Here is a 14,919-nt window from a genome sequence, read left to right as displayed (position 1 = left end):
AAAACAAAGGGCTGTCCCTAGCCATTTTTAATGACTTATGAGACAGCCTCTTGTTAGTTGTAGATCTTATTCCTTGTATAGCATTCATTATCCGTTCAGCAAAAGATCTTTAAGTAACTTAATATGCTGTCTTTCTCCAGCGATCACAAGTGTCATTTCCGCGGACAGTTTTTCTTCCGGACCCGGATTGATATTCTGCTTGTTCTTCTCCACAATAGCAAGTATCGTAGCTCCACTTCTTTGACGAACTCCCAATTCAGCTATGGATTTATTAATACATTTATATCCAGTCTCCACTTTTATCCACTCAATAATTAATTCATCAAGAGCTATTTCTACCGTTTCTAACGCCTTAGGTTTATAGTTCATCCCACCAATGATAGCTGCGATCTGTCTAGCTTCATCATCGTCCAAGCTTACTTGTGAGATACTCTCTTCCTTATCGCCATCTACGTAATGATATATCTCCCTCCTACCATCATCATGAATGACAACAACGATTTGATCTCCCGAATTGGTCTCTATCAGATACTTTCTTCCAATACCAGGTAGATCAGATTCTCTTATATTTGCCATCTTTAATACACTCCATTCAGATTACTCTGTATTTTCTTCACTTTTCCTTGGCTTCGTTCCATTTGAACATTTTATTTAATCCACTATAAATACGTTTTGATTCTTTGGTCAATAAAGGTCCCAGAATCGACAAGACAAGAACATATAGTGCTGAAAAAGGCTTAAGCAATGGCATTAGCCCTGCTGCTATACCAAGGTTGGCAACAATAATCGTAAATTCTCCACGTGCCATAATGGTAAGCCCAATATTCATAGAAGCCTTATGAGACATTCCAGCCTTTCGCCCCGCAATCATCCCAGCTACTACATTCCCCAAGATGGTCAGTATGATGGCTCCGATAGCCAACCATGCAGCATCTCCAAGAGTTAGTGGATCAATACTTAGACCAAAGCTGAAAAAGAATATCGCTCCAAAAAAGTCTCGGAATGGTATAACAAGTTGTTCTATCCTCTTACTATGCTTCGTTTCAGATAAAGCTAGACCGAATAATAATGCTCCAATAGCTTCCGCTACATGCAGGGTTTCTGAGAAACCTGCAATAAAGAATAAAGTAGAAAACACAACAATAATAAATATTTCATTTGAAGTTATGTTTAACAGCTTATTTAATAAAGGAGTTGCCTTTCTAGCGATAACGAAGAACAGAAGCATATATCCAATAGCAATCCCTACTGAAAGAAGGATTCCTCCTATCGAGGTCGCACCTCCAAGGAGCAGGCCTGACATGATCGATAGGAATACAGCTAGAAATATGTCGTCAAACAATACCATTCCCAAGATTAACTCTGTTTCTGAGTTACCCGTACGCCTGAGATCAACCAATACTTTAGCAACGATTGCAGTGGATGATACAGACAGCATACCAGCAATGATCAACGTTTCATACAACGGTAAATTAACCAAGAAACCATAGGCTAACCCAATTACGAAGTTCAATACTACGTATATCGTTCCTCCAAATACAATATTACGACCAGATTTAACCAATTTCGAAACTGAAAACTCCAGTCCTATGTAAAATAAAAGAAAGAGCACCCCGATTCTCCCAAGGAATGAAATAATCTCTTGACTTTCAACAAAGGTGAAGTCAAATATTCCAATGACTGGTGCATGCGGTCCTACTAACATTCCTAGAATAATTAGAAAGGGTATAATGGAAACTTTTAGTTTCCCAGCTAACAATGAAGCAATTGCAACTAACAACATTGCGGTTCCAACTTCAAAAATCATATTATCCATACAATGTCTATCTCCCTCCCTATTTCTCATGAAACTAAACGTAAATTATACATGAACAAACATTTGAAAACAAATGAAAACGTGGAAAACATACTCTTTTGATAGACAATTGATACTAAACTTGTCCTAAAAATCCTTAGAAAAAAAACTAAATAAAAAGCTGGTGTTCGTTTAGTAACGATACCAGCTTTCCGTTTAGATCTCTTTAACCTTATTCACATTCATACTTCTGGCGGTTGTCCACCAAAAACGGCCCATTCTTCCCTTGATGGACCATAAACACCTGGAACGCTTAGCCCTGCTTGGCGCATGAGTACGGTCAATTGACCGCGGTGGTGCGTCTGATGGGCGATTAGAATTCCAAGTATGACAGCGATAGGCCAGATTTCACCATACATATCCTTCTCTTCACTCAGTGTTGCATCGGTCCACTGATCGTGGATCGCCGCTACCATCGCTTCACTTGAGGTTTGGTATGCTTCGGCAATTTCACGAGCCACTTGCGGAACCTGCGAATCGTGTGGAGCCGCTTCAAACTTAAGTCCTGTCCGTCCCATCATTTCATCGAGCGTCGTAACGATATGCCATGCGATCCGTCCAAGTGTTCTATCTTGCGGTGATACTTCCTGTGCAAGTGATTCATCCGTTAGTGCATTCAAAATTTTTTGCGTTGATCCACTCTCTTGATGCCAATTTATTAAAAACCCTTCCATTGTTGCAAACATGTTATCGCCTCCATTTTATTATCTTTCTTTGAATAATTCTGTATGATTTGATATTACATTAAACACGCATACAATACCAAACACTGTACTTTCTACTATACAATCTCCATATAAATTCATCTATTTCTTATGATTTATCATTCTTTTACCGCGCCAACTACAATCCCTGTAACAAAGAAGCGTTGCAGAAACGGATAGACCAACAGTATAGGCAATGCGCTTATAAAGATCTGCGATGCGCGAATGGTTCGTTGAGATAGACTTGCAACGGCCGCCGCGTCTAGTGACGACATATCTGCCTTAACGATAATCGATTGCATGAAACTCGCAAGTGGTAGCTTCGCAGAATCTTTAATATAGATAATACCGTCAAAATACGCGTTCCAATGTCCTACCATGATGAATAACGAAACCGTCGCAATAACGGGCATGGAGAGTGGTAAATAAATACTAAAGAACGTTCGGAATTGGCCCGCTCCATCGATGAAAGCCGCTTCCTCGAGATCTTTAGGCACACCGCGAAAGAAATTCAAAAGCAGAATAATATTGAAGACGGCAACTAACCCTGGAAGGATAAGTGCCATTAAGGAATTCATCAATCCAAGTTTGAGAATAAGGATGTAGCCTGGAATCAACCCACCGGTGAACAACATCGTAAAGACAAAATACCAAAGATAGATGTTGCGTGCACGAAAGACACGGGTTTCTTTGGAGAGCGCATAAGCAGCAATGGTGTTAACAACCAAAGCAAGTCCTGTTCCAAGAATTGTTCGTTGTACAGATACCCACAAGGATGCAAGGAAATTGCTGTTAGTAAACGTTTGTGCGTAGGCTTCCAATGTGAATCCGATCGGCCAAAATGTAACCAAGCCAGCATTGGCAGGCGCGGCTGAGCTCATTGATACCATCAGTAAGTGATACAAGGGTAACAAGCAAAGAACGGACAACATAGTCAAAAATATATTGTTGCATATGCTGAATATTCTATACGGTAGCGTTTTATGATACATAAGTAGTCATCCTTTCTAGAATATTCGATACCCGGCAAATTTATAGGCGAGACGATAAGATATAACGATTAAGATTAAGCTAATGACCGATTTAATTAGACTGACCGCAGTTGCGAAGCTGAACTGACCGCTAAGAAGACCTTCTCTATACACAAATGTATCAATAATATCTCCTTGTTGATAAACCAAAGGACTATACAAGTTGAATACTTGGTCGAAGTTTGCGTTCAACACATTTCCTAGTGCTAAGGTTGCGATAACGATAGCGATGGGTATAAGGGAAGGGATTGTAATATGCATCGTCTGCTTCCAACGGGTCGCTCCATCGACCTCTGCTGCTTCGTATAACGCTGGATTAATACCCGAGAGTGCTGCCAGAAAGATGATTGTATTGAACCCGAATTCCTTCCAGACATCACTAAAGATAATGGTGAATCGGAACCAACTACCGTCTCCTAAAAAGAAAATCGGCTTTATACCGAACACACTTGAAATAAACTGGTTGATGATCCCGGTCTGGGCAAGCATATCAATTAGAATTCCTGAAAGGGTGACCCATGAAAGAAAATGTGGCAAGTAGACAAGCGTTTGAATGGTTCTTTTGAGCGCCATCTTCCTTACCTCATTCAATAATAATGCGAAAATGAATGGTATAATTAAATTCATGATCATTTTGGAACAAGCAAAAAACAAGGTATTCCACGCAATTTGCATGAAATATTCATTCTCAAACATGTATCTAAAATGTTTTAGGCCGACCCACGGAGATTCGACTATGCCTAATGCGGGTTTATAATCTTTAAATGCCATAATGATACCTGTCATAGGAATATAAGAAAAAATAAAAACTAAAATGGCCGCTGGTAATACCATAAAATGCAGCATCCATGGTTGCTTATAACTTTTTTTTCTTCTTATACTTTGGGCAGTTTTGAGTTTCACCGGCTGTTCAGTATTCGCTTCCATAGCTCTCTCCCCTTCAAAAAATTATTTTGTATGTCATGAGTATCTCTGATATATATAGTATCAAGCATGTCTTTCGAACTGACTATATAACATTGTTAGGATTGATATGGTTTTGTTAGGGGATATCCGTCTGGAGGGACAATTATGCAATTACAGAGAGGCCTTACATCTCTTAAAGGAAAGATTAAGTCCAGATTTAATCTATTTTCCAAAATGAACATTTTAATTATCGTATTATTTATACCGATTATTATTGTATATACGTATTCTAACGACGTTACCTATGATGTTGTAAGTACCGAATTACAGATGTCTAACACCAAACAACTCACTTTTTTATCTAGTCAAATCGATTCGCGAATTAATCAAATGATGGATTTCAGCCATATATTCTCAAAAGATCCGAATGTCAGGAAATTTAATGGACTAAACATCTGGGAAGATCGTTATGACCGAATGCAGACCCGATATGTGATTCAGGAAAAGATGGTGCTTCAGGCTGGTGTGATGAATATATGGCCTGCCAGATACGCCGTTCATTCTCAGCAGAACAAAGATGTCCTTTCCAATTACGATCAATCACTGCAATATAATGAGGATTACTTAAGAAGAAATATCAGTGGGAAATGGACGTACGGTGATGGTGGAACCCAGTCCTCTGATGAACTAAAGGCCTTTTATTGGTTCTATAGCGATTCTTTAGTTCAACAAGGTAAGCTCACAGGTAGCAGTCTAGTGATTGAAGCCAGTTTCAGTTATGAAAATATTCAAAATATGCTAGACACATACAAAGCCGGCGGGCAAGGTGATCCCTTCTTTTATCACAAAGGCGATACTCCGATCCTAAACCGTAGCGCGGATAAGCAGCTTTCGAGTGAATTGATACGCTATTTGGATGGAAATCCACCAGAAAACACAAGCCAGGATGTGGTTAAGTTAGATGGTGAAAATTATTTGGTCAGCTCTGTTAAATCCTCGTATTTGGATTGGCATTTGATAGATGTTGTTCCACTCGATCAGATATTAGGACCGATGTCATTCAGCCGTAATTTATTCTATTTTTCCATGTGCTTGCTTTTTGTTGTTGGTATCTCTGCATCGATTTTGCTCTATCGAAACATTCAAAGTCCGATCAAAAAACTGGTTCACGGGTTAAGACGCGTTCAACGCGGAGACTATTCAGTACGGCTCCATTCCAAAGATCATAATGAGTTTTCGTTTCTGTTTCATCGTTTTAATGATATGTCACGTCAAATTCAAGACTTAATTGAGAACGTATTTAATGAGAAAATCCGTGCACGTGAAGCAACGTTGAAACAGTTGCAAGCTCAAATAAATCCGCACTTCCTCTACAATTGCCTCGGTTATATTATTAATATGGCTCAAATGAAGGATGAGGAAGCTGTCGTTTCCATGGCATACAATTTAAGTGCTTACTACCGCTATACCACACGAATGGAACGGGATACAGCTACCTTGAACGAAGAAGTCCAACTGCTCATTAACTATTTGGATATCCAAAAACTTCGTAACGGTAGAATTGATTATCATATTGATATCCCAGAGGAAATGAGGTCCCAATCTGTCCCGCGCTTGATGTTACAGCCTATTGTAGAGAATTCCGTCATTCATGGAGTAGCCAAATCGTATACATCAGGTGAAATTCGAATCAGTGGCGAGATGTCAGATGGCTATTGTAGGGTGTACATCGAAGACGATGGGCCTGGATTAAATCCTGAGCAGCAAGAAGCGTTAAGTCGTAAAATGTCAGAGCCTTTACATGATGAAATGGGCTGTGGCCTCTGGAATACGAATCAGAGAATCATTCATCAATTCGGAAATAACTCTTACTTATCCTTTAAAAAGTCGCCACTAGGAGGACTTCGGACAGAGATTATTTGGGAGACATCCAGTGGAGACGATTAACATAATTAACCCAACACACAAGGAGGAACACAACATGCAGATGATTATAGTTGATGATGAAGCACACTGGGTTGATAACTTATCCATGCACAAACCCTGGCACACGCTCGGTATCGAACATGTACACAAAGCTTATTCCGCACATGAGGCGCTCCAAATCATTGATACTCATCCCATTGATATTGTCATATCGGATATTCTAATGCCCGAGATGACAGGGATTGAGCTGATTGAGCGAATAAGAATACGCGATAAAAAAATAAAATGCATTATATTATCCGGTCATTCCGATTTTGATTTTGCCAAAAAGGCGATTCAGCATCATGCAGTAGATTACCTACTCAAGCCGCCGACGGATGAAGAATTGTTCGGTGCAGTTAAATCTGCGATACTTCAAATAAATACGGAATGGGAAACCATCAGCTCGCTCGAGCGAACCCAATATACCCTCCGGGAGAACCTGCCAATACTGCGCGGCCAGCTTCTCCTTGACGCATTGGGTGGGCATCGGATGCCAGCTGACGAATGGATTCGGAAACTTGAGAATTACGGATTGTCGCATAAATATGGGGAGTGCGCCTTGCTACTCGTCCGGATGGAGGAAGAATTCGGTCAATACAAAAACAATGGGCTCCCATTGATGGAATATGCAATCAGCAATATGGCCGAAGAGATTATTGGTGAATTTATGGAAGTCTGGGGCGTCAAAGAAGAGCATGGGTATCTTGTGTTCTTACTTCAGTTAAAAGACAGTGTTGCAGACATGGGAAAAGAAACCATTTTGGAGAAGCTTTCCGTCCAGCTTCAGTATAAAGTGAAACAATTCCTGAAAGGTTCCCTATCTATTGTCATAACGGAGTGGTTTCAATTTCCGGAGCAGTTGCCGGCTCGCTTCCGTCAAGCTTCAGCCTATTTCCGGCAAATCGTAGGGGAAGAACGAGAATTTGTCATGCGGGTCGGTGAATTAGAACAAGTCACTACGCTAGGGCCCTTAGACACTCTCTACTTGCCTCCTTCATTAAGTAACCTGCTCGAATCTGGGCGCTGGGATGCGGCAGAAGAAAAACTCGTGGCAGTGTGTGCAGAACTAGATGAGAAATGGTCTGATTCATTAGAGCACTGTATAGAAGCCGGGTTTGTCATCTCTTCTTCTTTCTCACATCTAGCACACCGGAATGGTCATACGCTAGGTAAGTTGCTTGGGACGGATATTGAACCATTGCAGAGTGGGGAGGCCTTCGCCTCCATTAGTAAACTCAGAAATTGGTCACTCAGTGTACTGGGTAAGCTGAAAAAGGAATCTTCAAATGAAATCAAAGACATACGTTCTTTGTATGTGAAGAAAATCCAAGAGTTTACGGATAACAATCTACATCTCGATGTTTCATTACGTGTACTCGCTGACCATGTCAATCTGCATCCGACACATTTATCCAAAATTTATAAGATTGAGACCGGTGAAGGAATAAGCGATTATGTGTCACGTCTTCGAATGGATCGCGCTTGCCATAAGCTAAAGAACTCCAACAAAAAGGTATATGAAATCAGTACTGAAATTGGATATATGGACCCAGCTTACTTTATAAAAGTGTTTAAACGCCAGTTCGGGGTAACCCCACAGGAATATAGAGACAGTACTAAATAGCATGACAGAGTCCTATGAAAACTAATAATCTCATATAGATCCCCTCCCCTAAAAGTTGATAAAGTAACACATGTAGAGATTAAACATCGTAGGGGGATTGAAGAATGAAGAAATTGAGAAAACCATGGCAGTTGCTCATGATCATGTCACTCGTCTTGGTTACAGCCTGTAATGGAACGTCTAATGAAAGCGTAAAGAAAGATGAAACCGCTTCAACTGAAGTCAGTGCAGCCGACGCTGCATTTGCCAAAGGTAAATACGATCCACCGATTGATATCAGTACTGTCATCATGTTCGCTGCGCCGAAGAAATTCATTAATGGCGACACTAGAGAGAACAATGTTCACGACCGTTGGATGCTTGAGCAGTTAGGAATGAAGCACAAGGATACCTGGTATCCCTCTAGCGCAGATCAATATAAGCAACAACTTCAGCTCGCTGTTGCTTCAGGCGAGAAAATGCCTGATTTCGTATACGTACCAGGCGACCCTATCTTGACCAACCAACTGATCGATTCCGGCCAGTTCGTTACCATCGATGAGTTATTTGATAAGTATGCCAACAAAATTTGGAAAGATCATGCCATCAAGAATCCTGAACTTTGGTATCCGTTCATGAGGGATGGCAAGAAATACAACGTACCAATTCTTGAATATACAGACAATGACAATACGTTGTTGTGGCTTCGTGAAGATTGGATGGTGAAGCTAAATCTTTCTGCACCCAAGACAATCGCGGAATTAGAGAATGTGATGGACAAATTCAAGAATGAGAACCCGGACGGGCTTGCTCCGAAGGACGTCTATCCGCTCGCTATTACCTTGAAAAGCAAAACAAACACATGGTTAGGTGGGCTCGATTGGTTGTTCGGGGCATATGGAGCGGTCCAGGAGCAATGGAACAAAGACGCAGCTGGAAATCTCGAATATGGTTCGACGAATGCCGGAGCTAAGCAAGCGCTCGCTAAGCTGCAAGAATGGATGGATAAAGGTTATATTCATCCCGATTCAGCCTTGTGGGATGAGAATAAAGCGGCAGAAATTTGGACAAAAGGAAATGCTGGTGTTCTTCCAGGAGCAAACTGGGTTCCGGACTGGCCAGCTCCAGATTTGCAAAAAAATGTACCAGGATCGGAATACAAAGCCTATCCGGTTCCAGCAGGTCCAGATGGACATATAGGAACCAAGTGGCAAAATTCCGGCGTGAACAGTAGCTTCATGATTAATAAAGATGCTAAAAATCCAGAAGCATTTTTTCTATATTATAACTATTTGCTGGACAACTTGGCTAACCCAACAACTGGGAGCAAATACGAATACGGCTTTGCACAAGGGTACGACTGGGACATGGTCGACGGAAAACCGACTGTTAACAAAGATAATGTTAACTTCACATTTATCACCTCACCTGGGCGGATTCCAGATCTTTATATGAAAACATTGGTTAAGCTTGCGGACGGCGAAACGCCGGAAACGCCTTACGAGAAGCAGCTTGCAGAGTTCCGCAAACCTGAAAACTGGGCTGCTGCGAAAGTCGTTATGTCCCAAAAGGACGTTCGTAAGCAAAACTACTTTACAGGTGCTTCGACACCAACCATGATTTCGAAGTGGAACCTTCTAGCCCAGTCTGAGCTGGAAACCTTCAACAAAATCATATATGGTAAACTGCCAATAGATGCTTTTGACGATTTTGTTGCTAGCTGGAAGACAAATGGCGGTGAGCAAGTTACGAAAGAAGTTAATGATTGGTTCAAGTCAGTAAATAAGTAGAGACGGACTCTCCGTCCTCTTTGCTTCAAGAACTAGCATAAGAGCCACCTCATCCTGACTACAGGATAGGTGGCTCTTATATATTCGCAAGTTCCATTCAACTTTTTTCAATCTAAATTTTCTAATTCCACCGTAACAGATTCTATCATATTGACAAAAGCAGTTAATTCTTGAGAGCTTGCTGCTTGTTCCCTAGCAAGTTGATTGGTTCTTACCGAATCCTGCATGACTTCTTGAAGTACAGTAGAGATTTCATTTAGTTTGGTCTTAATATCCCCTACAGATTCTTTAGAATGCATAGCTAATTTACGAATTTCGTCTGCTACTACGCCGAATCCTCTACCAAACTCCCCGGCATGTGCTGCTTCTATCGCTGCATTCAATCCTAACAAATGAGTTTGATCCGATACTTGTTGTAACAACGTTCCAACCACCGAAATTTCACTAATTTTTGAGTGAAGTAAATCAACTTTAGTATGAGCTTGATCTTGAAGCTCAGCTGTATTGGTCGCAGTATCCGCAATCGACTGACTACTTCCACTTAATTCTACCATCATCGCAGCAAGATCTTGTACCACCTTATTAATTTTGGTAAGGGTTCCTTCTCGTTCATCAGACATCATTTGAATCTTATTTTTCTCATCCTGCTCATATGCTTCTAATACTAACTGAGAATCGAAGTTAAACATTTTAGCTAGACATAGAGTAATATCCATCCATTGATCAGGTGCTACCTCTTTAAGGCATTGAATAGACATATCCAAATAGGTCATATAAGTTCCAAGATACCAATCCGTCGTAAGTCCAATACGAGAATGAAGCTTACCAATATAAAGTCTCTTTTCAATAAACTCCATATCAATTTTCCCTTCCACCATCGTCATGAAGTACCATCTTTGCGTTTTCTTCAGGCGTTCTACCGTGCTGTTCTCATTGATGATTGCAACAAGTTCAGGTTGATCGTCAATATGATCATATAGACGATCAACTACGATGTCCGTAATGGCTTCGAAATATTCCTTCTGCTCACTTAAGTAATTCAAATCTTTTTCCGTAAGCCCTGTGTATCTTAGTTGTCTATTTCTTGCTTCTGTTACTTGAATCATTATGTACCCCCCATAATTGCTAATCTTATTATTATATCAGATCTTAGCTATTTCTTATCTTAGATAGATTCATATGAAAAAGCTAGCGTTTACAAGTACTTTGTAAGTTTCTAATTACCCCTTACGCGAGTGGAGCTTATATTACAAATAAAAGAAGAGCCATCAGCTACACGGCTCTTCTCTCATTATTGTTTAAAATGGGTTAATGACGTGGAAGAATACATTCGGCGATGCCATTCTGTAGTAATAGCTACACCAGCCTACTCCTTTATTGTTGAATCGGTTCGTTGAGCTGTACAACAGTCGTTCCTGCTCTAGCTCTTCGATCCGCTCGATCTTACCCTCCATATAATCAAGAATCCTTAGTGTTGCCGTTTCGATCCGATTCACGACCCCTCCATAGCGAATGTCAATCACTTCCCAACCGAAAGGCTTGAACATGCGTAGCCACTGCCTACGATGTGCTTCTCGTAGCGCGCGTACAGCTTCAGCGATCGCGGGTAGCCCTTCCGTCGCAGCCCATTGTAACGTCTCATTGTCCTTCGCATCATACGCCTGCTTCAATGTGATCCCGATCTCGCTCTTCCGCTTCAATACACCGCATAACTTCTCTGGAACCTCGAACAAGTAATCGAGTTCAGCATCCTTGTCACGTCGTCTGCGTATTCTGTGCTCCACTTGCGCATAATGCGCGGCCATATCCAATCCTTCGATCTGTTTGTCGAAGAGCCCAAGCAGCACATCTTGGTACAATAGAAACTTTGATGGATTGCTCTGTTTCTGGTTATTCGGCTCAGAACCCGGTGTTTCGTCTAAATACTTCAGCTGAAGAAAGGTATCTGCTTCAATTCCCGTGCAGAACTTGACCCGCTCAGCCAAATGCTCGTGATTGGGTTTCTCCTCTGAATACGCGTGCTCTGCGTAGAGCTGTAAGCCCAACAGTGCTGCAAACGGATTCCCCTCATTCCCGTCATCGCCCCACATCGTTGCGTATACCTCACGGATTCCTTCCTTCTTGCATACCTGTAGTGCCGTATCCGAGGCGTTCAGTGACAAGCCGTAATTGACTCCGAATGTATTGAATATCCATACGGCACCAGCGAATATTAGATTGTTTCCGAGCTTCCGATGCTTAGCAATCAGCTGAGCGTAATCCTCCTGCTCAGTATGAACATAATCCCAATAAACCATATCTACGTCCTTAGGGATAAGACGTGCCATTTCTTCGGGAATCTGCGTCTCTTGATCGTAATACTCACTGCTATTCTCCGAAGCAAGCTTCAGGAACATATCACTCCACATCATTGGCTTTAAGCCGTGGCGACGAGCACAACCGAGTACCTTCTTCAAATGTTCCGTCATGATATCGAATCGGCTTCTATAGCCATTACGGTCCAAATATTTGCCCCGACCAAGCTCCTCCGCCTCGTCCATGCCAATATGGATTTTACGACTGCGAAACGGAGCACTAGCAGCTTCTATCATTTTCTCGATCAATTGATCTGTTTTCTCTTCTCCAACCAGAAGTGCCCCTTTTGTATCCTTGTAACTCGACACAGGCTCCCACTTTAGAAACTCCTCCAAATGAGCAAGCGTCTGAATACTTGGGAAAGCCTCTATGCCGAATTGGTCAGCGTAATCGTCAATCTCTTTCAGCTCCACCTGCGTATATCTGCCCCGCATATAGCCAAAGTAAGGCTCATCCTCGATTGCATATGTATCTTCCATATATAGCATAACCGTGTTCAGTCCCATCAGGGCCATCTTGTTTAGCATGAATTTGAAGCTGTCTACCGTCAATACTGCATTACGGGAAAGATCGAACATCGGTCCGATCGTATCGAACTGTTGGTTCTCCTGAAGCTCGAACGTCTCGCTGCTTGGACTGTGTTGCAGAAGAAGGCCGAGTCCGCGAAAGAACTGATGTTTTTGTCCATAACGTATATACGCTTTACCCTGATTTAATCCGACCTCCAGTTTCCCTACATCGGCCAACTGCTCGACTTGAACGGTTAAGCCGTCATCCGATTCAGTGAAACTAAGGCCATGAGATAACGCCTTAATACCAGGCATTATCGTCGTCAAATCCCCTTCAAAATGCAATTTCATCTGCGTTATCCTCCTCTAGTACAAAAAAGGTGTCCTAAGCCACATTTATGGTTTGAAGGACACTCTCTTTTATGGTTGTAAACCAGGTCTCTCTTAGCCTTTTACAGCGCCCTCAGTCAATCCCTTTTCAATATACTTCGAAATGAACAGATATATAATTAATACAGGGATAACGGTAAGAGCTACAGCCGTTGCCATCAGTCCGAAGTCGGTTCCGTACTGCGAACTAATTTCATTCAACAAGGCTACAATTGGGCGTACATTCTCTTTATTAACAAAGATCAATGCAGAGAACAAGTCATTGTATGACCACAAGAACACGAAGATACTTACAGATGCAAATGCTGGTCTGGATACTGGGAAAAAGATCTTAAGGAACATTTGCCATCTATTGCATCCGTCCATAAACGCTGCTTCTTCCAATTCCTTGGCAATGGTCGTCATATAACCGGCAATAACTAGTGTAGCAAAAGTTAAGTTACCTGCGGTTTGTGGTAAAATCAGTCCCCAATACGTATTAACTAAACTCGATTTGATGAGAATCTCATATACAGGAACGACAGTCGCGAATGCAGGTATAAGCAGTGTTGCATATAGAAGCGAGTATAAAGCTTTCTTTCCTCTAAAGGTAAACCTGGCCAATACATACGCAGCTAATCCACCAAACAATAACACGAATAATACGGTGCCACCTGACATGATCAAGCTGTTCACGTAACTCTTTCCTATATTAATTCGATCAAATGCAGTCATGTAGTTAACAAACACCGGTTCCAACGCTAGTGCAAACGACTTATTCATAACATCTCTGGATACTTTAAATGAGTTATTAACAATCCAGAATAGTGGATATATTGTCGTTAAGGACCATGCAGTCAACACAACATACATGAGGGTAGTTCCTAAACTAAATCGACTTGTTCTTTTAACTTGCCGAGTTTTATGTTCTTTGTTAATGGCTGGTTGCATCAATTACACCCCTAATAATTGCTTAGTATGTGATTTCATCGCTTTTTAACAAACGGTTAGCAAGTAAAGCTAATATAACACCGACAACAACCATATAAATAGCAATCGTTGAGCCGTATCCGAAGTTTTGATCGACCATCGCTTTTTTATACATATAAGTTCCTAATACTTCTGTACCGTTCTGACCTCTTGAAACGACCCAAACGAACTCGAATACTTTCATGGTACCCGTGATCGCTAACGTAATAACAACCTTAATATCATTCATAATCAAAGGAATTGTAAGCTTCGTCGTCTTCTTGAATCCAGTAATCCCCTCAAGCTTAGCCGCTTCGTAATAATCGGCAGGTATCTTCGCCATTGCTGTTAAGAATAGGACAAAATAAAAGCCTACATAGTGCCATACTGTAGGAACTGAGACTGCCTTCAAAGCATTACTCTCACTCAACCAAAGGACTTTCTCTATTCCAAAGTTAGCAAGAATATTGTTCAACAGACCAAAATTATAGTTATAGAATAGAACGAACATCAACGAAATTGCTGTTCCAGAAATAACGACTGGAAAGAAAAACACGGTACGGAAAAAGCCCTGGAACTTACTAATATTATCAACCATTACAGCAAGTAATAAGGCGATACCCACTTGAAAAACAATGACGTATAGCATAATTTCTAATGTGTGTAATGTTGCAGCACCTAGCAGCTTATCCGATATTAAGCGTTCATAGTTATCCCAACCAACAAATTTCTTGTCGAAGAATCCTCTTGTACGATAAAAGCTAAGATATAAACTTTTAAAGAACGGATAATACAGGAAGATCGACATAAATGCTGCCATAGGGAACAAAAATATCAAGATATACTTTTTATCACCCTTC

Annotated in this window: 12 protein-coding genes; 3 read left to right on the top strand and 9 right to left on the bottom strand. The window is 41.2% G+C overall.

Annotation, left to right across the window (positions count from 1 at the left end):
* Positions 1 to 87: 87 nt before the first annotated feature.
* From ACP8HI_RS00990 to ACP8HI_RS00970, 5 genes are all read right to left on the bottom strand, one after another.
* Complete coding sequence (locus ACP8HI_RS00990; protein ID WP_438349301.1) at positions 88 to 576, bottom strand: cation:proton antiporter regulatory subunit; 489 nt, start codon at positions 574 to 576, stop codon at positions 88 to 90.
* 37 nt (positions 577 to 613) lie between these two features.
* A complete protein-coding gene (locus ACP8HI_RS00985; RefSeq protein ID WP_438349300.1) occupies positions 614 to 1,816 on the bottom strand; it encodes a cation:proton antiporter in 1,203 nt (400 codons plus the stop codon).
* A gap of 221 nt (positions 1,817 to 2,037) precedes the next feature.
* Positions 2,038 to 2,541 (bottom strand): DinB family protein, encoded by a 504-nt coding sequence (locus ACP8HI_RS00980; protein ID WP_438349299.1) that lies wholly within the window; start codon positions 2,539 to 2,541, stop codon positions 2,038 to 2,040.
* Positions 2,542 to 2,678: 137 nt separating this feature from the next.
* Entirely contained in the window at positions 2,679 to 3,551 is an 873-nt protein-coding gene (locus tag ACP8HI_RS00975) for a carbohydrate ABC transporter permease (protein ID WP_438349298.1), read from the bottom strand.
* A 15-nt stretch (positions 3,552 to 3,566) separates the two neighbouring features.
* A complete protein-coding gene (locus ACP8HI_RS00970) occupies positions 3,567 to 4,517 on the bottom strand; it encodes an ABC transporter permease (RefSeq protein WP_438349297.1) in 951 nt (316 codons plus the stop codon).
* A 144-nt stretch (positions 4,518 to 4,661) separates the two neighbouring features.
* On the opposite strand from ACP8HI_RS00970, the gene ACP8HI_RS00965 reads away from it, so the two are divergent.
* From ACP8HI_RS00965 to ACP8HI_RS00955, 3 genes are all read left to right on the top strand, one after another.
* On the top strand, positions 4,662 to 6,443 hold the full coding sequence (locus ACP8HI_RS00965; RefSeq protein WP_438349296.1) for a sensor histidine kinase: 1,782 nt from the start codon (positions 4,662 to 4,664) through the stop codon (positions 6,441 to 6,443).
* A gap of 34 nt (positions 6,444 to 6,477) precedes the next feature.
* Positions 6,478 to 8,088, top strand: coding sequence for a response regulator transcription factor (locus tag ACP8HI_RS00960; RefSeq protein ID WP_438349295.1), 1,611 nt, complete (start codon positions 6,478 to 6,480; stop codon positions 8,086 to 8,088).
* Positions 8,089 to 8,192: 104 nt separating this feature from the next.
* Entirely contained in the window at positions 8,193 to 9,857 is a 1,665-nt protein-coding gene (locus tag ACP8HI_RS00955) for an ABC transporter substrate-binding protein (RefSeq protein ID WP_438349294.1), read from the top strand.
* 107 nt (positions 9,858 to 9,964) lie between these two features.
* Here the strand turns inward: ACP8HI_RS00955 and ACP8HI_RS00950 are convergent, their stop codons facing one another.
* The 4 genes from ACP8HI_RS00950 to ACP8HI_RS00935 all read right to left on the bottom strand — a co-directional run bounded on the left by ACP8HI_RS00950 (position 9,965) and on the right by ACP8HI_RS00935 (position 14,879).
* Complete coding sequence (locus ACP8HI_RS00950; protein ID WP_438349293.1) at positions 9,965 to 10,963, bottom strand: protoglobin domain-containing protein; 999 nt, start codon at positions 10,961 to 10,963, stop codon at positions 9,965 to 9,967.
* A 192-nt stretch (positions 10,964 to 11,155) separates the two neighbouring features.
* On the bottom strand, positions 11,156 to 13,072 hold the full coding sequence (locus ACP8HI_RS00945) for a beta-N-acetylhexosaminidase (protein WP_438349292.1): 1,917 nt from the start codon (positions 13,070 to 13,072) through the stop codon (positions 11,156 to 11,158).
* A 93-nt stretch (positions 13,073 to 13,165) separates the two neighbouring features.
* Complete coding sequence (locus ACP8HI_RS00940; RefSeq protein ID WP_438349291.1) at positions 13,166 to 14,041, bottom strand: carbohydrate ABC transporter permease; 876 nt, start codon at positions 14,039 to 14,041, stop codon at positions 13,166 to 13,168.
* A gap of 22 nt (positions 14,042 to 14,063) precedes the next feature.
* Positions 14,064 to 14,879, bottom strand: coding sequence for a carbohydrate ABC transporter permease (locus ACP8HI_RS00935; protein ID WP_438349290.1), 816 nt, complete (start codon positions 14,877 to 14,879; stop codon positions 14,064 to 14,066).
* Positions 14,880 to 14,919: the final 40 nt, after the last annotated feature.

Source organism: Paenibacillus sp. FA6, from assembly GCF_051550225.1.
In the GTDB taxonomy this organism is placed as follows: domain Bacteria; phylum Bacillota; class Bacilli; order Paenibacillales; family Paenibacillaceae; genus Paenibacillus_AQ.
Note: the sequence above shows the minus strand (reverse complement) of the source record. Positions and strands in the feature narration are given on the sequence as shown.

Coding starts and splice junctions, on each gene's coding strand:
- ACP8HI_RS00990 (WP_438349301.1), bottom strand. CDS start 576: ATGGCAAATATAAGAGAATCTGATCTACCTGGTATTGGAAGAAAGTAT.
- ACP8HI_RS00985 (WP_438349300.1), bottom strand. CDS start 1,816: ATGGATAATATGATTTTTGAAGTTGGAACCGCAATGTTGTTAGTTGCA.
- ACP8HI_RS00980 (WP_438349299.1), bottom strand. CDS start 2,541: ATGTTTGCAACAATGGAAGGGTTTTTAATAAATTGGCATCAAGAGAGT.
- ACP8HI_RS00975 (WP_438349298.1), bottom strand. CDS start 3,551: ATGTATCATAAAACGCTACCGTATAGAATATTCAGCATATGCAACAAT.
- ACP8HI_RS00970 (WP_438349297.1), bottom strand. CDS start 4,517: ATGGAAGCGAATACTGAACAGCCGGTGAAACTCAAAACTGCCCAAAGT.
- ACP8HI_RS00965 (WP_438349296.1), top strand. CDS start 4,662: ATGCAATTACAGAGAGGCCTTACATCTCTTAAAGGAAAGATTAAGTCC.
- ACP8HI_RS00960 (WP_438349295.1), top strand. CDS start 6,478: ATGCAGATGATTATAGTTGATGATGAAGCACACTGGGTTGATAACTTA.
- ACP8HI_RS00955 (WP_438349294.1), top strand. CDS start 8,193: ATGAAGAAATTGAGAAAACCATGGCAGTTGCTCATGATCATGTCACTC.
- ACP8HI_RS00950 (WP_438349293.1), bottom strand. CDS start 10,963: ATGATTCAAGTAACAGAAGCAAGAAATAGACAACTAAGATACACAGGG.
- ACP8HI_RS00945 (WP_438349292.1), bottom strand. CDS start 13,072: ATGAAATTGCATTTTGAAGGGGATTTGACGACGATAATGCCTGGTATT.
- ACP8HI_RS00940 (WP_438349291.1), bottom strand. CDS start 14,041: ATGCAACCAGCCATTAACAAAGAACATAAAACTCGGCAAGTTAAAAGA.
- ACP8HI_RS00935 (WP_438349290.1), bottom strand. CDS start 14,879: ATGGCAGCATTTATGTCGATCTTCCTGTATTATCCGTTCTTTAAAAGT.